The organism is Dyella sp. 2RAB6 (assembly GCF_052115385.1).
GTDB lineage: Bacteria > Pseudomonadota > Gammaproteobacteria > Xanthomonadales > Rhodanobacteraceae > Dyella_D.
This window is the reverse complement of the sequence record NZ_JBFRGP010000001.1, coordinates 112,203-128,729: the sequence shown is the minus strand read 5'-3', so window position 1 is coordinate 128,729 and position 16,527 is coordinate 112,203. Positions and strand designations below refer to the sequence as shown.

The 16,527-nt window shown below is 66.9% G+C and carries 16 protein-coding genes; 6 read left to right on the top strand and 10 right to left on the bottom strand.

Features of this window, described 5'->3' with window-relative positions; genetic code table 11:
- Positions 1-44: 44 nt before the first annotated feature.
- A complete protein-coding gene (locus AB4083_RS00635) occupies positions 45-839 on the top strand; it encodes a DNA adenine methylase (RefSeq protein ID WP_441605816.1) in 795 nt (264 codons plus the stop codon).
- Here the strand turns inward: AB4083_RS00635 and AB4083_RS00630 are convergent.
- Together AB4083_RS00630 and AB4083_RS00625 are read right to left on the bottom strand one after the other, a co-directional pair.
- A complete protein-coding gene (locus tag AB4083_RS00630; protein WP_441605815.1) occupies positions 836-1,318 on the bottom strand; it encodes a hypothetical protein in 483 nt (160 codons plus the stop codon). The two genes, AB4083_RS00635 and AB4083_RS00630, sit on opposite strands and share 4 nt — an antisense overlap.
- A 32-nt stretch (positions 1,319-1,350) precedes the next feature.
- The gene (locus AB4083_RS00625) at positions 1,351-2,160 is read right to left on the bottom strand and encodes a DUF4145 domain-containing protein (protein ID WP_441605814.1); all 810 of its coding nucleotides are present in this window, start codon (positions 2,158-2,160) and stop codon (positions 1,351-1,353) included.
- A 144-nt stretch (positions 2,161-2,304) separates the two neighbouring features.
- Between AB4083_RS00625 and AB4083_RS00620 the strand changes: the two genes are divergently transcribed.
- A complete protein-coding gene (locus AB4083_RS00620; protein WP_441605813.1) occupies positions 2,305-2,820 on the top strand; it encodes a hypothetical protein in 516 nt (171 codons plus the stop codon).
- Between the two features lie 293 nt (positions 2,821-3,113).
- On the opposite strand, the gene AB4083_RS00615 is transcribed toward AB4083_RS00620, so the two are convergent.
- Positions 3,114-3,941 carry a hypothetical protein gene (locus AB4083_RS00615; RefSeq protein WP_441605812.1) on the bottom strand — a complete coding sequence of 276 codons (828 nt, stop codon included), beginning with the start codon at positions 3,939-3,941 and terminating at the stop codon, positions 3,114-3,116.
- Positions 3,942-4,092: 151 nt separating this feature from the next.
- A complete protein-coding gene (locus tag AB4083_RS00610; RefSeq protein ID WP_441605811.1) occupies positions 4,093-4,635 on the bottom strand; it encodes a TetR/AcrR family transcriptional regulator in 543 nt (180 codons plus the stop codon).
- 259 nt (positions 4,636-4,894) lie between these two features.
- Between AB4083_RS00610 and AB4083_RS00605 the strand changes: the two genes are divergently transcribed.
- The 4 genes from AB4083_RS00605 (at position 4,895) to kynU (ending at position 10,062) form a co-directional block, all read left to right on the top strand.
- Positions 4,895-6,982, top strand: coding sequence for an FUSC family protein (locus AB4083_RS00605; RefSeq protein ID WP_441605810.1), 2,088 nt, complete (start codon positions 4,895-4,897; stop codon positions 6,980-6,982).
- 150 nt (positions 6,983-7,132) lie between these two features.
- Positions 7,133-8,146: an amidohydrolase family protein gene (locus tag AB4083_RS00600; protein WP_441605809.1), complete on the top strand. Its 1,014-nt coding sequence runs from the start codon at positions 7,133-7,135 to the stop codon at positions 8,144-8,146.
- A gap of 20 nt (positions 8,147-8,166) precedes the next feature.
- On the top strand, positions 8,167-8,673 hold the full coding sequence (locus AB4083_RS00595; RefSeq protein WP_441605808.1) for a hypothetical protein: 507 nt from the start codon (positions 8,167-8,169) through the stop codon (positions 8,671-8,673).
- Positions 8,674-8,775: 102 nt separating this feature from the next.
- The gene (kynU, locus tag AB4083_RS00590) at positions 8,776-10,062 is read left to right on the top strand and encodes a kynureninase (protein ID WP_441605807.1); all 1,287 of its coding nucleotides are present in this window, start codon (positions 8,776-8,778) and stop codon (positions 10,060-10,062) included.
- Between the two features lie 112 nt (positions 10,063-10,174).
- Here kynU and AB4083_RS00585 read toward each other — a convergent pair whose 3' ends face one another.
- From AB4083_RS00585 to AB4083_RS00560, 6 genes are read right to left on the bottom strand one after another with little or no spacing between them, the layout of a single operon-like run.
- Positions 10,175-11,437, bottom strand: coding sequence for a glutamate-5-semialdehyde dehydrogenase (locus AB4083_RS00585; RefSeq protein WP_441605806.1), 1,263 nt, complete (start codon positions 11,435-11,437; stop codon positions 10,175-10,177).
- Entirely contained in the window at positions 11,434-12,576 is a 1,143-nt protein-coding gene (proB, locus tag AB4083_RS00580) for a glutamate 5-kinase (RefSeq protein ID WP_441605805.1), read from the bottom strand. Before proB ends, AB4083_RS00585 begins: the two co-directional genes overlap by 4 nt.
- On the bottom strand, positions 12,569-12,916 hold the full coding sequence (locus AB4083_RS00575; RefSeq protein WP_441605804.1) for a cupin domain-containing protein: 348 nt from the start codon (positions 12,914-12,916) through the stop codon (positions 12,569-12,571). The genes proB and AB4083_RS00575 overlap by 8 nt, the downstream gene beginning before the upstream one ends.
- 11 nt (positions 12,917-12,927) lie before the next feature.
- Complete coding sequence (gene argH / locus AB4083_RS00570; RefSeq protein WP_441605803.1) at positions 12,928-14,253, bottom strand: argininosuccinate lyase; 1,326 nt, start codon at positions 14,251-14,253, stop codon at positions 12,928-12,930.
- Positions 14,254-14,277: 24 nt separating this feature from the next.
- Entirely contained in the window at positions 14,278-15,237 is a 960-nt protein-coding gene (gene argC / locus AB4083_RS00565; protein ID WP_441605802.1) for an N-acetyl-gamma-glutamyl-phosphate reductase, read from the bottom strand.
- Between the two features lie 6 nt (positions 15,238-15,243).
- The gene (locus tag AB4083_RS00560; protein WP_441606458.1) at positions 15,244-16,509 is read right to left on the bottom strand and encodes an acetylglutamate kinase; all 1,266 of its coding nucleotides are present in this window, start codon (positions 16,507-16,509) and stop codon (positions 15,244-15,246) included.
- Positions 16,510-16,527 lie beyond the last annotated feature (18 nt).

Genomic DNA, 16,527 nt, shown 5'->3' with positions numbered 1-16,527 from the left:
GTGAAGCCTAAACACCTTCGTTCTCAGATGTGGAGACAGCACCGATGGCCATGCCCATCATTCCCTGGCTCGGTGGCAAGCGCCGCCTGGCTGATCGGATCTTCAAGTTCTTTGACAACCAGCACACCTGCTACGTCGAGCCCTTTGCCGGCGGCGCGGCTCTTTTCTTCATGAAGGCGCCCACCGACGTCGAGGTGCTCAACGACGTCAATGGCGAGCTGATCAACCTCTATCGCGTGGTGCAGAACCACCTTGAGGAGTTCGTTCGCCAGTTCAAATGGGCGCTGTCGAGCCGCAAGGTGTTCGAGTGGCAGAAGATGACCAGGCCGGAGACGCTGACCGACATCCAGCGCGCGGCGCGTTTCTACTACCTGCAGCAGTCCGCGTTCGGCGGGAAGATCGAAGGGCAGAGCTACGGGACGGCCACCACGCAGCCGCCCGGCCTGAACCTGCTGCGCATTGAGGAGACGCTATCCGCCGCGCACCTGCGCCTGGCCACCGCCTACATTGAGCATCTGCCCTGGCAGGAATGCGTAGCGAAGTACGATCGGCCGCACACCCTGTTCTTCATGGACCCTCCGTATTGGGAGACCGAGGGCTACGGGGTGGACTTCGGGTGGGAGCAGTACCAAGCGCTGGCGGCGACGCTGGCCAATTTGAAGGGCCGGGCGATCCTGACCCTAAACGACCACCCGGCTATCCGGCAGTTGTTCGCTCAGTTCCACATTGAACGAGCCGAGCACACCTATACGGTCGGCGGTGGCGCCAGAACAAAAGATGTAGGCGAAGTGCTGATCTTTTCCTGGGACATCCAGGCCGAGCCGGCAGGGCTGTTCTAGATCGAGAAGCCTGGCACGAAACACCAAGGACGTGAATCAGCGTGTGGCCGGAACATCTCGACTGCTCGCCACACGATAAAGGCAAAGACGCCTCCATAAAGGGTCCAGACCTGGATCTTCTTGAAAATACCCGCGATCCCCGTTTTGCGCTTGGCTTCGCTCGTTACCTTTGCTTGCAACGCCTCCAGTTCGAGTGGAATGTAGCCCGGCGCTTGTTTTTCAAACTTCTCGTAGAGGCTGGCGAGGAACCAGTCATCCTTCATTGCTTTCAACCCCCAGGTGATCATCATGCACCCGGAGAAGAAGCTGATCATCCAGAGCAGAAGCGCAACCCCTCCGGGAATCAGCCAGTAAGAGGACTGTTGGCCATCCAGTTTGGTAAGTGCGTAGCCGATGGACGCGCCCGCGGCGCCGAGCATGAAATACGTGAATTGGGTGTGCGCGTCGTTGTGCGCTTTGACTAAGTCGGTGCGTTTCATAGTTCCCCTGGCCCTCGTGGCCACAGAAATGGCTAGCTTCCTTTGCTTTCCGTTGCTGCCTTTAAAGCCGCGGCGTCACGTGCATCGATGCCATCGCGCTTGGCTTGCGGGATTCGGTCATACAGACCCTGGACAGCTTTCGGACGTGTGAGCATCTGCTCTGCGATCAGGTTCAGAAGGTCGAATAGGAGTAGCGCAGTCTCCTTATCGTCGCGGAGATCCAGCTCGCCGGGGTGCACCGCTTCGTTACCAATGACACGGACCGAATCCAGCGCCTTCTGCAGGGTCGGGTCGAGGCCCCTTGCGACCAAGTTGGCAATAGCTGTGTCGATTTTCTTGTTCGGCTCACCCAATTGAGCGCATAGCTTTTGAAGCGCTAGTCGCAGCAGCGCCGCCGCCCCCCTGGGCGATAGATGTACGATCTGCCGAGCCTCATTGAAGTCATCCTGGATTTCAGGATCGAGGTCCGCGTTGGGGACTACCGCTGCCTGCTTGGAAGGATAGATAAGCTTGTCGTAGACCCAAATGGCTATTTGGTCGCATCGATGGCATCGACTGACGAATACGTTGTGAAGCTCCATCATCACGGGGAAGTCCGGCTCCCGCTTCAAGACGGGCCTGCCCCGCATCAGCTGTTCCTGAAATGCCATTAGCGCCGGCTTTAGATTGGCGGAGACTGCTGCGTTGCGTCGGATTCTATCGACGGTCTCTGGCGATGCGATTTCTATGAGCTGATTGCGGCCATCGGTGGCCACAAGGTGCCAGTCCTGGGCCGCATAGGCGTCACAGGTTGGACAATTGAATGCGTCACGTTTGACGGATGGTTCGACAGGCTTGTTCATAGGCTCCCCCTGACAATTCGCGGGCACCTGCGGCGGTACGAACCGCGCCCCGATTGGCTTACATGATCGTCTATGCGGACGGCCTTGGGGAGCCACCGCCCCTCATCGCGGGCGCTGAGACGGGTTGGGACTAGGCTCGTGGGCATGGACGAAGCCCGCACCCTCCTGATCGCCGCCAGCAGCTCGCTGGCCAGGCTTCACATGCGCCTGATCGACCAATGGCATTGGCGCCGGCAGACGGGTCCCAAGACCTGGTCTCTGACCGACCCCCATTGGCGAGTCGAGGAGCTGGACCCGCCATCGCCCTGGCTCGATGCCTGCGCACCCCGTACGGAGATTGCCAACCTCATCCCGGCCATCGCCCTGGTACAGGCGCATCTGCTTGGGATGGTCGAGGCGGATGGGCCGATCGACGGTCTACGGGCCTGTGTCGCGCTCCACCATCTGAGCTTCCACAGCTCGACCTGGAGCGAGCCGGTCCGGCGGCTGGCGGACCGGCTGGGCGTCAACCTCCCGGCTGAGCCGCGGGACGCGACCCACATGGCCAGCCTTCAGCAGGTACCGTTGCCGGGTGGGCGCCCGCGCCCGCCAAATAGGGACTTCGCGGCGGCTGCGGGCCGGCTTCATACCCCCTTTGGGCGGGCTTCAAAGGGCGTTTAAGCTGCCCGGTGTTACGTTCGCAAACCAAGCGTCCCGGCTGCGCAAATCATGTGGCCGCTTACACCGCCCGAACCCTCACCCCCAACCCCTCTCCCGGTGGGAGAGGGGCTTAAATTCCACCTCGCCGCAAGGTTTACGGGTCCAGCGCCTCATGCGCCGGACCCGCCCCCTGCTGACCCCGCCCGGCGCGCTGATCAGCTGTGGCACACCCTGTGCCCGGCGCTTCCATTCGCCGCAGGAGAACCCGGCTCCCTGGGCTCTCCTCCTTCCCAACCCCCGTCAAGACCGTTCCGTCAAACCGCTTCAGCCAGCCCCTGGGTACCTGCCAGGGAGGCTGCCGGGCGCATCAGCGCGAGCTGCGCGGTCCAGAACTGGTCCCACAAATCGCAATAGCGCAGGCACAGCGACTGCACGCGCGGATAGTGTTCCGGCGTGAGCGCCTGCGTCAGCGCAAGCCACAGATCATTCTCGTGATCGTCGTCAGCTGCTTCGGCGCTGACGTCCTCGCTCACGCCGTGCACGAAGTAGTAGCCGTCGTCGACGTCGAAACCCAGCGCGCGGGTGGCCTCGCGCAGCGGCGGGCTGTACAGGATCACTTCCTCTTCCGCGGCGGCGAGCAGCACCACCACGTCGAGATAATCGCCGTAGCTGTGTTCCAGGAATTCGCGCACCTTGCGCGAGATGCGGCTGGCCGGATACGACTGCCGCTGCTGCATGGAAATGCCGTAGTCGTCCAGCACGCGCTCGAACAGCGGGTAATGCGCGTAGGCCGGATTGCCGCGGTAATAGCCCTCGGCGTCGAGGCCGGGGCGGAAGCCGAATTCGTCCAGATCGTTGAGCGTGATCAGGAAGCGCGGCGCGAGCTTGGAACCTGGCGGCAGGCGCGGTTCCAGCTGGCGGGTCTGCAGCTGCGCGGCGAGCAGCGCGTCGGTGAAGATCTGCACGATCGCGTGGCGATATTCCAGATGGATCGTGCGCATCGCTTCGAGATCGAGCGTGCCGCTGTTGAGCACGCCGATGGCGCGATGGCGCGCCACCGGATGCGTGGAGATCAATTGCCTGAGGTTTTCGACGAAACCGGCATTCCGTTGCCATACGGCAGGAGCGACGCTCGCCCGCATGGCGGCGATCGCCTTCCTGCGAGGTTGATCCAGATCAGCCATCAACGAAGGCATGGTTGTTCCCCCTGGGTTTGCCTGCACGAACAGCCAAAACCAAACGTTTGGTTTTCTACCAGACGGCACGCCCCCGTGTAAAGCGCTTTTTTCGGAGCTACAACAGGTTACGCACCTGTTTACTGCATTCCCGCAGGGCTTCCTCTTCTCCGGCGATCTGCAGCCAGATCACCGCCCCCTCGATCCGCGCCAGGGCGTCCGTGGCCAGGCTGCGGGCCTGGGCTTCGCCGTGGCGGGGCTGCAGCAGGCCGGCCAGCAGGTCGCGCCAATCGCGGAAAAAGCGCTGGATCATGCCGCGCGCCTCCTCGCTTTCCTGCAGCGCGTCCGGCCATAAGTGAACCAGAGCGCAGACGCGGTGCTGGATGTAATAACTCTCGACCGCGTCGACCATGCCGTCCAGCCGCTGTTTCTCGCTCAGGTCGGTCCGCCGCGCCTCCTCGAACACACCGTTTTCGAACAGTCCGATGACATGCTGCACCACCTCGATCAGCAAGCGCTCCTTATTCGGAAAGTGGTGATAGATGCTGCCCTTGAGCAACCCGGTCGCCCGGCCGATATCGGCCATCGAGGTACGCCGGTATCCCTTGCTCCTAAACAGCGACAGCGACACCTCGATCAGATTGGATGGATCAGTTTTCATAATGGCCTTCCAGATTGCATAAGCCAGGCATCCATCCCGGGACGCCACGGCGACCTACTGTAAGTGATTTGACTGTAAGCGATTTGAGCGCCTGAACGGCCCCGCCCGTGCCCCTCCTTCGAACTAGGCTCTTTCGCCAGGAAATAAAGCCCTCGGCATTTACCCATTTACCCATTTATCCATTTACGCGCGCCGCGCCCCCCGTCTTCAGGCCGCGTCAGGCAGAATCCCGTATTCGTTTAGGAGCGAACGAGAACCCATGCCCGCCGGCGGCTATTCGCTACGTGCCACTGTCATCGAGAGCCTGCTGACCGCCAAGCGCCCCGACGTGCCGCCGCGTGTCGTGCTGCGCAATACCGCGGCGGTGATCCTGCCGCTGGGGCTGGGCCTCGCCACCGGACACGCCGAGATCGGTCTGGGGGTCGCCGCGGGCGCCCTGGACACGATGTTCTCCGACCAGCCCGGCCCCTACCGCCAGCGCATGTGGCAGCTGTTCCTCGCTTCGCTGGCTGCGGGCCTGGCTTCGGTGCTGGGCTTCCTGCTCGGCGACCAGCTCGCGCCGATGCTGGTGGCTACCGCGGCATTCGGTTTCTTCGGCGGGCTGCTGGTGGTGTTCGGCACCGATATCGCACGCGTAGGCATGACCAGCATGATCCTGCTGGTGGTCACCGCCGCCTCGCCCACCACGCTGGTGGGTGCCTTGAGCGGCGCGGGGCTGATCTTCGCCGGTGGCCTGCTGCTGGCCATGTTCTCGGTGGCGGCGTGGCCGCTGCAACGTTATCGCCCCGAGCGGCACGCGCTGGCGGCGGTGTACCGCGGCCTGTCCAGCCTGGCCAGACAGCAGGCGCACGACGATGCCGACGTGCCCGCGCTCACCGACGCGATGACCACCCTGCAGCACACCCTGCTCGGCCGCCACCACGCCAACGGGCGTGCGATGGAAGCGTTCCGCGTGCTGCTGGAGATCGCCGAGCGCATCCGCCTGGAACTGACCGCGATGGCCGAGCTGCGCGCCAACCCCGGCGTGCATGCGATGTTCCGCGGCGACGCCGCGCGCGTGCTCGCTGCGATCGCCGATGCGCTGGCCGCGGCCGAGCCGCCGCGGCAGGCCGAGCGCGCGCTGCAGACCTTGCAGGCGAGCGAGAACGCCCTGCTCGGCCGCGGCGGTTCCGGCGATGGCCTGGCCGCGCATATCCATGCCTTGTCGGGCCAGCTCGCCGCCGCGGTGCGCAATGCCAATTGGGCCGGCAGCCGCGGCGAACTGCGCGCCTCGGCCGCGGAAACGCCGCTGCCGGCGGCGCTGCGTTCGGATTCCACCTGGTCGATCCTGCGCGCCAACCTCACGCCGCATTCGGTGGCGTTCCGCCATGCGGTGCGCAGCGCGGTGTGCCTGAGCGTGGCCTTGCTGGTCGCGCGCAAGCTGGCGCTGCCGCATGGCTACTGGTTGCCGATGACCGCAGCCATCGTGCTGCGTCCGGATTTCGGCGCCACCTTCAATTTCGGCTTGCTGCGCGTGGTCGGCACCGTGCTCGGCCTGGTGCTGACCACCGCGGTGCTGCACTTCACGCCGCACGATCCGTGGGCGCATCTGGCGGTGATGGCGGTGCTGTGCATGGCCTTCCGTTATCTGGCCAATGCGCATTACGGCGTGGCGGTGGCGGCGCTGACCGGCACGGTGGTGATCCTGCTGTCGTTCGAAGGCGTCAACTCCAGCGCCGCGGTGGCCGACCGCGTGCTCAACACCGCGCTCGGCTGCGGCATGGCTCTGCTCGCCTACCTGCTGTGGCCGACCTGGGAACGCGGCCGCGCCCGCGCCGCCCTGGCCGACATGCTGGACGCCTACGCCGGCTACCTGCGCTGCCTGGCCCGCTCCGGCCGCCGCGACGCGCAGCGCGAAGCGCGCACCGCCGCACGCACCGCGCGCAGCAACGCGCAGGCCTCGCTCGACCGCATGCGCGCCGAGCCGGCCACGCCCGCGCATCTGATGGACCTGGCCAGCACGCTGTTCGCCAACGGCAACCGCCTGGCGCGTACCGCGATGACGCTGGAAGCGGTGATCGACGACCACGACACGCTGCCCGAATCCACCGAGATCGGCGCCTTCGTCGAACACGTCGCCGTGGCCCTGCACACCATCGCCACCGCCCTGCGCGACCATCAGGCCCCCACCGACCTGCCCGACCTGCGCACGCTGCAGCGCAGCCTGGCTTCCCTGCTGGCGATGGCCGAGGACCGCCGCGCGGCGGAACTGCTGGAGCGGCTCAGCGACCGGCTGGTGGATAACGTGAATACGCTGGCGCACATCGTGGGGCGTGGCGAGCGAGAGAAAGCCGACGCCGCGGCGTAGGTTGGGGTGAGCCGCAGGCTAACCCCAACGATGCGATGCGCTTGGACGTTGCGATGTTGGGGTTAGCCTGCGGCCCACCCCAACCTGCGCCGTGCGAATTTGCCGCGCCGCGACAAGGCAGCGTCACCCCAAGCGCCTACACTCGCCGACATGCTGAAGATCGACACCCACGCGCACGTCCTGCCCCGCGACTGGCCGAATCTTGCGGCCAAGTTCGACGACCTCCGTTTCCCGGTGATGACCCATCACGACGGGAAGCACCGCATCTACAAGGACGGGAAATTCTTCCGCGAAGTGTGGGAATCCGCGTTCGACCCGCAGCACCGCATCGACGACTACGCGCGCTTCGGCGTGTCGGTCCAGGTCGTTTCCACCGTGCCGGTGCTGTTCTCCTACTGGGCTCCGGGCTACCAGGCGCTGGAACTGCATCGCCACCTCAACGACAACGTCGCCGGCCTGTGCCGCGACTACCCGCGCCATTACGCCGGCATCGCCACCGTGCCGCTGCAGTCGCCGGACCTGGCCATCCGCGAACTGGAGCGCTGCATCGACGAACTCGGCCTGCACGGGGTGCAGGTGGGCTCGCACTGCAACGACTGGAACCTGGACGCGCCGGAGCTATTCCCGTTCTTCGAGGCCGCCGCCGACCTGGGCGCGGCGGTGATGGTCCACCCCTGGGACATGATGGGCGCGGCCAGCATGCCCAAGTACTGGCTGCCCTGGCTGGTCGGCATGCCGGCCGAGCAGTCGCGCGCGGCCTGCTGCCTGGTCTTCGGCGGCGTGCTGGAGCGGCTGCCGCGGCTGCGCGTGATGCTGGCCCATGGCGGCGGCAGCTTCCCGTCGACCATCGGGCGCATCGAGCACGGCTTCCGCATGCGCCCGGACCTGGTCGCCACCGACAATCCGCGCAACCCGCGCGAGTACCTGCAGCGGCTGTATTTCGACTCCTGCGTGCACGATCCCCAGGCGCTGCGCTATCTGCTGGATGTGACCGGCGTCGAGCGCGTGATGCTCGGCACGGATTATCCTTTCCCGCTGGGGGAGCAGCACCCGGGCAGCGGCATCGAGGCCCTGGGACTGGACGAGGCGGCGCGAGCGCGCCTGTTCCACGGCACGGCCCTGGAATGGCTGGGCCTGCCCCTCTACCGTTTCGCACCCGACTGACTTTCGAGAGCACACCCGGCATGAGTTTCCTGCGCAACACCCTCCTGGCCAGCGCCCTGCTGCTGGCCGGCGCCGCCCACGCGGGCGAGGTGGAGATGGCCCACGGCACCGTGCACTTCAGCACGCCCGACAACTGGCTGGGCATCATGGAGACCCAGGGCGACCCGGAACTGCGCGTGTTCCAGGTGCCCGACACCTCGCCCACCGGCAGCACCGCCCTGGCCCGCGTCACCATCACGGTGAAGCAGGTGCCGGACGTGGGCTCCTTCCAGGGCTACGTCAACGCCGCCACCGCCAAGGCCAAGGGCCTGACTGGCTACCAGCCCGGCGGCAGCCCCGCGCCGAACGCCAGCACCTACACCGCGCAGGAGAACGGCGCCCAGTTCAGCTACGTGGAGCGCTATTGGTTCCGCGAAGGCCACGCCATCCAGCTGCGCTGCGCCCGCCCGGCGCAGAGCCAGGCCGGCGCCGCCTGGAAGGCCGCCTTCGACAAGGGCTGCGACGCCATCGCCGACCGCCTGAAGTAAGCGCGGCGAGCCTCCGAAGCCCGGGCCAAGCACCCGGGCTTTTTCTTTGCCCGCGTGCATGGCCTAAGCTTCAGCGCTGTTTCCGCGTGGGACGAGAATTCGATGTCGACCGCCTATGAAGCCACCCTTGCATGGGCCCGCGCCCAGGACGCCGCCGATCCGCTGCGCGCGTTCCGCGACGAGTTCCTGATCCCGCCGCACGAGGGCCGCGACAGCCACTATTTCTGCGGCAATTCGCTGGGCCTGCAGCCGCGCGCGGTGCGCGAGGCGCTGAATGCCGAGCTGGACGACTGGGGCGCGCTGGCGGTGGAAGGCCATTTCAAGGTGCGCCTGCCGTGGCTGGACTACCACGAGTTCGTGCGCGACGACCTGGCCGCCCTGGTCGGCGCCCTGCCGTCCGAAGTGGTGGCGATGAATACGCTGGGCGTGAACCTGCACCTGATGATGGTGAGCTTCTACCGCCCCACCCTGGAGCGCCACGCGATCCTGATCGAAGCCGGCGCCTTCCCCACCGACCGCTATGCGGTGGAATCGCAGATCCGCTTCCATGGTTTCAGCCCCGCGCTGTCGCTGATCGAACTGCAACCGGACGAAGCGGACGGCACGCTGTCGATGGCGGCGATCGAACGCGCGCTGGCCGAACACGGCGAACGCATCGCCCTGGTGCTGCTGCCGGGCGTGCAATACCGCACCGGGCAGGCGTTCGACCTGCAGGCGATCGTCCGGCTGGCGCATGCGCAGGGCTGCGCAGTCGGCTTCGATCTCGCCCACGCCGTGGGCAACCTGCCATTGCAACTGCACGACAGCGGCGCCGACTTCGCCGTGTGGTGCAGTTACAAATACCTCAACGCCGGCCCCGGCGCGGTGGCCGGCGCCTTCGTGCACGAGCGCCACGCCAACACCGAGCATCTGCCGCGTTTCGCCGGCTGGTGGGGGCACGACAAGCAGTCGCGTTTCCGCATGGGTCCGGAATTCGTGCCGATGCCCGGTGCGGACGGCTGGCAGATTTCCAATCCACCGATTCTGTCGCTGGCGCCGTTGCGCGTATCGCTGCAGATCTTCCAGCGCGCCGGCATGGCGCAGTTGCGCGAAAAGGCGCTGCACCTGACCGGCTACCTGGAGTGGCTGGTGCAGACCCAGCTGGAAGATGTGCTGGAATCGGTGACGCCGCGCGAGCCGTCGCGCCGTGGCTCGCAGTTGTCGATTCGCGTGCTGGGTGGGCGGGAGCGTGGACGGGCCCTGTTCCAGTATTTGATGGATCACGGCGTGGTCGGCGATTGGCGCGAGCCGGACGTGATCCGGATGGCGCCGACGCCGCTGTACAACCGGTTTGAGGATTGCGTGGCGTTGGTGGAAGCGGTGCGCGACTGGGCGCACCGCCTCGCCTGAACCCGCGTAGGTTGGGGTAAGCCGGCAGGCGAACCCCAACGTTGCGAGACGCTTGGTGGTGGCCATGTTGGGGTTCGCCTGCGGCTCACCCCAACCTACGTCGCATGGGTATTCACGATCGGCTCTCGGGATGCCGCACCTGCCCCCCCCCACGCACCACGAAGCGCTCCACCGTCAGCGCCTCCGCGCCCATCGGCCCATACGCATGCAGCCGCGTGGTGGAAATGCCGATCTCCGCGCCCAGCCCCAGCTCGCCGCCGTCGCTGAAGCGCGAGGAGGCGTTGACCATCACCACCGCCGAGCGGATGCCGCGCACGAAGCGGCGGGCCGCTTCGTCATCGCCGGTGGCGATCACCTCGGTATGGTCGGAGCTGTAGCGATGGATATGCGCCAGCGCAGCATCCAGGTCGTCGACGATGCGCACCGCGATGATCAGGTCCAGATATTCGGCGGCGTAATCCGCCTCGTCCGCCGGCTGCATCGCCGGCACCAGCGCCCGGCTGCGCTCGCAGCCGCGCAGTTCCACCTTGCGCCGGCCCAGCACCTCGGCCGCACGCGGCAGGAACTCGGTGGCGATGTCCTGGTGCACCAGCAAGGTCTCCAGCGCATTGCACACGCCGGGGCGCGAGGCCTTGCCATCCACCAGCAGATCCAGCGCCAGCGCCCGATCGGCGGCGCGGTCCACGTACAGATGGCAGACGCCCTTGTAATGCTTGATCACCGGCACGCGCGCATGCTCGGCGACGAAACGGATCAGGCCTTCGCCGCCGCGCGGAATGGCCAGGTCGACGATGTCGGTGAGCTGCAGCAGTTCGACCATGGTTTCGCGGCGCAGATCGCTGACCAGGGTCAGCGCCGCCGCGGGCACGCCATGCGCGGCCAGGGCCCGGCGCAGCACATCGGCGATGGCCGTATTGGAATGCACCGCTTCGGAACCGCCGCGCAGGATCACGCCGTTGCCGGCCATCAGGCACAGCGCAGCCGCATCGGCGGTGACGTTCGGACGCGCCTCGTAGATCATCGCGATCACACCAAGCGGCACGCGCACGCGTTCGACCTCGAGCCCGTTGGGCCGCGTTTCGCGACGCGTGACCACGCCGACCGGGTCGGGCAGCTCCGCCACTTCGCGCAAGGCGGCGACGATAACCGCGACGCGCGCCTCGTCCAGCCGCAGCCGATCGAGCATGGCGCCCTGCACGCCTTTCTCCTGCGCCGCGGCCATGTCGCGCGCATTCGCCGCGAGCACCTCGCCGGTGCCGGCATGCAGCGCATCGGCCATCGCGCGCAGCAGCGCGCGCTTGGCCTCGGTGCTCAGTTCCGCCATGGCCAGCGCCGCATCGCGGCAGGCCAGCGCCTGGGTTCGCATCTCGCTCATGAAAAGATCTCCGCCAGGACGACCAGATCGTCCCGATGCACGATTTCCGCGCCGTAGCTGTAGCCGAGCACCGCGTCGATCGCGCTGCTGTGCTTGCCGGCGAGGCGGCGCACTTCGGCCGCGCCGTATTGGCACAGGCCGCGCGCCACGGGGCGCCGGGTGACGTCGACGATCTCCACCATATCGCCGCGATGGAACTCGCCATCGGCGTTGACGATGCCGCCGGGCAGCAGCGACGCACGGCCGCCGGCCAGTGCGCGCGCCGCGCCGTCATCGACCAGGATGCTGCCGGGCGCCGCGGGTGCATGGCGCAGCCAGTACTTGCGCGCCTGCATGCGGCTGCGCGGCGCGTCGAACAAGGTGCCGTGCAATTGGCCGGCGGCAAGCGCCGCCACGGTGTCCGTGTTGCGGCCATCGAACAGCACGGTGGGCACACCGGCCGCGCCGGCCTTTACCGCGGCCTCCAGCTTGGTATGCATGCCGCCGGTGCCGACCGCGCTGCCGCTGCCGCCGGCCATCGCCATCACTTCCGGCGTGAGCAGGGGCACGTGCGGCACCGCTGCGGCGGCAGCCACGCGGCGCGGGTCGGCGTCGTACAGCGCGTCGATATCCGAGGCGATCAGCAACAGGTCGGCGTCCACCAGCGCGGCGACGATGGCGGCGAGATTGTCGTTGTCGCCGAGCTTGAGCTCATCCACCGCCACCGTGTCGTTCTCGTTGACCACCGGCAGCACGTCGAGCAGCAGCAGTTCGCGCAAGGTCGCGCGCGCATTGAGGTAGCGGCGGCGGTGGCGCAGATCGTCATGGGTGAGCAGCACCTGCGCCACCGGGCGCGGCGACAGCGCTTGCCACAGTGCGATCATCGGCGCCTGGCCCAGTGCAGCCAGCGCCTGGCGCGCGGCCAGATCGTCGCCCGGCATCGCCCGTTCGCGCAGCAGCGCGCGGCCGGCGGCGACCGCGCCGGAAGACACCAGCACCACCTGCCGCCCCTGCGCATGGCTGTCGCCGATAAAGGTGGCGATGGCACGCGCATGACGCGGTGTGAGGCCGCCGCCGTCGGCCGCCAGCAGGTTGCTGCCGACCTTCAGCACGGCGCGCCGCCACGACGGCAACGCCTGCGCTGGCAAGCGCTCAGCCATCGACCGTCTCCCGGTCGCCGTGGCTCTTCGGTGAAGACACCACGATAAAGCGCAGTTCGCCGCCGGTTTCGTTGCGCATCTGATGTGCGGCGCCCGGCGGCACGTGCAGCCCTTCGCGCGCGGCGAGGCGATGCGCCACGCCTTCCAGCTCCAGCACGGCCTCGCCCTCCAGCACATAGAAGAACTGGCGCGAACGCACGTGGCGGTGGCGTTCCTCGACAGCGCCGGGCGGCATGCGTTCCTCGATCACGCTGAGGTCGAAGCCTTGCAACAGATGCCAGCCGTCGCACTGCTGGCCCCAGGTGTAATGCGGTGCATTGGCAGTGCTGACGGCTTTCATTGCAATGGCCCTCAGTTATCGAGCGTGTCGTTATCGAGTGCGTCGTGATCGAGCGCGGCAAGCCGCGCCTTCAGCTCGTCCAGCCGCAGGTCGTTACCCGCACCGGGCGACACGCGCGCGGCCAGGCTGTCCTCGGGCGTGCGTCCTTCGCCGGCCGAGGCCGCGGCATCGGCGGCGGCACGATAGGCGTCGCGGAACGGCACGCCGGCGGCGGCCTGCTCGATCGCCACGTCGGTGGCATACATCGCCGGCTCGATCGCCGCGCGCATGGCCGGCTCGTGCCATGCCATCCGCGCCAGCAGGTCCGGCACCAGTTCCAGCGCAGCCAGGCCATGGCGGCAGCCATGGAACAGCGAGCCCTTGGAGAACTGCAGGTCGCGCTGGTAGCCCGAAGGCAGCGACAGCAGTTGTTCGATCTCGGTGCGCGCGGCGGCCACGCTGGCGTAGCTGGCGCGCAGCAGTTCCACCACGTCGGGGTTGCGCTTGTTCGGCATGATCGAGCTGCCGGTGGTGTATTCGGACGGCAGCTTGACGAAGCCGAATTCCGCCGTGGTGAACAGCGACAGGTCCCAGGCCAGGCGGCGCACGTCCAGCACCGCGGAGGCGATCGCCTCCAGTACGGCCATCTCGAACTTGCCGCGCGACAGCTGTGCGTAGATCGGCGAGATCTGCATGCGCGCGAAGCCGAGCGCGCGCGTGGTGTGCTCGCGGTCCAGCTTCAGGTTGACGCCATAGCCGGCGGCGGTGCCCAGCGGATTGCAGTCGATCAGCGCGAGGGTCTGGCGGGCGCGCAAGGTATTGTCGATGAAGGCCTCGGCGAAGCCGGCGAACCACATCGCGGTGGACGAAACGACGGCGCGCTGGATATGCGTGTAACCCGGCAGCGGCAGGGCCGGCTGCGCAGCGCGCTCAAGGCACACCTCGGCGATCGCATGGCAATGGAGCTCCAGCGCCGCCAGTTGGTCCTTCAACCACAGCCGCGTGGCGACCAGGATCTGGTCGTTGCGGCTGCGCCCGGTATGCACGCGGCGGCCGGCGTCGCCGAGGCGCTCGGTAAGGCGCGCTTCGATGGCGGAGTGGCCGTCTTCGTAGCGCTCGTCGAGCACGAAGCTGCCGGCGCGGAAGTCCTCGGCCAACACATCCAGCTCGCGCTTCAGCGCGGCGGCCTCGTCGGCGCTGACCACGCCGATGTTGGCGAGGCCTTCCACGTGCGCCTTGCTGGCGGTGATGTCATGCAGGAAGAACTCGCGGTCCAGCACCACATCGTCGCCGGCGAGGAAACGCATGATGCGCGCGTCGATCTGGATGCCGGATTTCTGCCACAGGGGTTGGGTCATGGGGGAAGTCCTGGAAAACTCGGGTCAGCCTTCAAGCGGAATGGACGTGTATTCGTCCACGCCGATCGCGCGATTGATGTTCTGGATCGCCTGGGTGGCGGCGCCCTTGAGCAGGTTGTCGAGGGTGGCCACGATCACCACGCGCTTGCCGTCCACCGACACGGCGAAACCGCCGACGTCCGCATGGTGCTTGTGCGCGATCCGGCTCACCCACGGCGCCTCGTCCACCACCTTCACCAGCTTCTCGCCCTCGTAGGCATGGCGGAAGCGCTGCAGGATTTCCTCGCGCTTCATCGGCCGCACCAGGTACAGATTGGTGGTGACGGTGAGGCCGCGGAAATGCGGCGCCACGTGCGGCATGAATTCCACCGGCAAGCCCAGATGGCGACTGGCTTCCTGCTCGTGCGTATGGCCGGTGAGCGCATACGGCATCAGGTTGTCGCGCAGCTTTTCCGGGTCGTTTTTGTCCGAGGGCGTAGTGCCCGCGCCGGAATAGCCCGACACGCCGAAGCTCACCGGCGGCGCCGCCAGCAGGTCCTTCAGCGGTGCGACGGAAAGCTGGATCGCGGTGGCGTAGCAGCCGGGATTGCTGATGCGCTTCTCGCCCCGCCACTTATTGCGGGTCAACTCCGGCAGGCCGTAATACCAGCGCTCGTCGAAGCGGTAATCGGCCGAGAGATCCAGGATCAGCGTATCGGGCTTCGCCGCATCGATCGCCTCGACATACGGCGCGGCCTTGCCATTGGGCAGGGCCAGCACCACCACGTCGGCACCTTGCGCGGCGACGGCGGCCGGGTCGAGATTGGCGTAGCGCAACTCGCCCGTGTAGCCCTCGACCTGCTCGGCCACGCGCTGGCCATCGAGTTCGCGCGAGGAGACGAAGCTCAGCTGCAGCGCCGGATGCGCGGCGATCAGGCGGATCAGCTCGGCGCCGGTATGGCCGCGCGCGCCGACGATGCCGATGGTTTTCTTGTCAGTGCTCATGAGCTCTCAGTCCACCAGGGTGGCAGGACGGATGGCGCAATGCGCCACGCAGCGTTCGATCTCGGCGAAATCCTTCAGGCCGTACCAGAACACCTTCCAGCGCTCCTGCTTGAAGCAGCCGTCGGACTCGGCGTAGTAGAAGATATTGACCTGGTTGCCATGGCGCGAACGCCAGAACAGCCGCGGGTTCTCCTCGCGCATCACCTGCCACACCGCGCGACCGAGGCCTTCGCCCTGGGCGTCGTCGAGCACGGCGAACTTGTCCAGATACGCCAGCCCTTCTTCCTCGGTGAGGATCATCGCCGCGCGGTAGTTCTCGCTGACGTAGATGCGATACGGCGTGGTGCGGGTGAAGTAATCCGCCACCACCTGGCGGCCGAAGCTGGATTCGATCAGTTCGCGCATGCGCTCCAGGTCGATGCCCTCCCACGAGGCGTAGCGCAGCACTTTCTCGCCGCGGCGCACCAGGGTGCCGGAACCCTTGTGGGTGAACAGCTCCTTGGCCAGCTCCGACGGCTGGGTGATCGACACCGACGAGGTCAGCGGCAGGCTGGAGAGCAGGTCGGCGATCTGTTCGATCTTCACCCGCATGCCGCCGTTGATCCACGGCTGCGCCATCAGATGCTCGTACTCGGTGCTGAGGTTGATCGAGTCGATGATGCAGCCCTTGTCGTCCAGCAGGCCGCCGGTGCCGGTGAGGAACACGATCTTGTACGGCTGCAGCACGCGCACCAGTTCGTTGGCGGCGAAGTCGGCGTTTATATTGAGGATCTGCCCTTCCTCGGTCTCGCCCAGGCTGGCGATCACCGGGATCGAACCGGCGCGCAGGCTGGCTTCGATCGGGGCGAGATTGATGCTGCTGACCTTGCCGACCAGGCCGTAGACGTCCTGGTCCAGGTAGTCGGAGGTGAACACACCGGACGGCACCGAAGTGGCGCGCGTATCCATGCCCTGCAGCGCCTCGACCAGGCGCAGGTTCTGCGCCTGGAACACCTTGCGCACGATCGCCAGCGCCTTGGGCGAGGTGACGCGCAGGCCGTTGACGGTCTGCTTCTCGATGCCAGCAGCGGCCAGCTCCTCGTCCAGCTGCGGGCCGGCGCCGTGCAGCACGATGGGCGTCAGGCCCACCTGCTGCAGGAAGGTCAGCGAGGAAGTGAGCGCCGGCAGGTCGTCGCGCAGCACCGCACCGCCGACTTTCACCACGGCGAAGCGCTTGGCGTCGAGCTGCGAGAAACGCTTGAGGTACTGCTGGATTTCCTTGGCGCTGCCCATGCTCGACAGCAGCCGGAC

Excerpts from the sequence above, each read along its gene's own strand:
- AB4083_RS00635 (WP_441605816.1), top strand. The coding sequence starts at position 45 with ATGGCCATGCCCATCATTCCCTGGCTCGGTGGCAAGCGCCGCCTGGCT.
- AB4083_RS00630 (WP_441605815.1), bottom strand. The coding sequence starts at position 1,318 with ATGAAACGCACCGACTTAGTCAAAGCGCACAACGACGCGCACACCCAA.
- AB4083_RS00625 (WP_441605814.1), bottom strand. The coding sequence starts at position 2,160 with ATGAACAAGCCTGTCGAACCATCCGTCAAACGTGACGCATTCAATTGT.
- AB4083_RS00620 (WP_441605813.1), top strand. The coding sequence starts at position 2,305 with ATGGACGAAGCCCGCACCCTCCTGATCGCCGCCAGCAGCTCGCTGGCC.
- AB4083_RS00615 (WP_441605812.1), bottom strand. The coding sequence starts at position 3,941 with ATGCGGGCGAGCGTCGCTCCTGCCGTATGGCAACGGAATGCCGGTTTC.
- AB4083_RS00610 (WP_441605811.1), bottom strand. The coding sequence starts at position 4,635 with ATGAAAACTGATCCATCCAATCTGATCGAGGTGTCGCTGTCGCTGTTT.
- AB4083_RS00605 (WP_441605810.1), top strand. The coding sequence starts at position 4,895 with ATGCCCGCCGGCGGCTATTCGCTACGTGCCACTGTCATCGAGAGCCTG.
- AB4083_RS00600 (WP_441605809.1), top strand. The coding sequence starts at position 7,133 with ATGCTGAAGATCGACACCCACGCGCACGTCCTGCCCCGCGACTGGCCG.
- AB4083_RS00595 (WP_441605808.1), top strand. The coding sequence starts at position 8,167 with ATGAGTTTCCTGCGCAACACCCTCCTGGCCAGCGCCCTGCTGCTGGCC.
- kynU (WP_441605807.1), top strand. The coding sequence starts at position 8,776 with ATGTCGACCGCCTATGAAGCCACCCTTGCATGGGCCCGCGCCCAGGAC.
- AB4083_RS00585 (WP_441605806.1), bottom strand. The coding sequence starts at position 11,437 with ATGAGCGAGATGCGAACCCAGGCGCTGGCCTGCCGCGATGCGGCGCTG.
- proB (WP_441605805.1), bottom strand. The coding sequence starts at position 12,576 with ATGGCTGAGCGCTTGCCAGCGCAGGCGTTGCCGTCGTGGCGGCGCGCC.
- AB4083_RS00575 (WP_441605804.1), bottom strand. The coding sequence starts at position 12,916 with ATGAAAGCCGTCAGCACTGCCAATGCACCGCATTACACCTGGGGCCAG.
- argH (WP_441605803.1), bottom strand. The coding sequence starts at position 14,253 with ATGACCCAACCCCTGTGGCAGAAATCCGGCATCCAGATCGACGCGCGC.
- argC (WP_441605802.1), bottom strand. The coding sequence starts at position 15,237 with ATGAGCACTGACAAGAAAACCATCGGCATCGTCGGCGCGCGCGGCCAT.
- AB4083_RS00560 (WP_441606458.1), bottom strand. The coding sequence starts at position 16,509 with ATGGGCAGCGCCAAGGAAATCCAGCAGTACCTCAAGCGTTTCTCGCAG.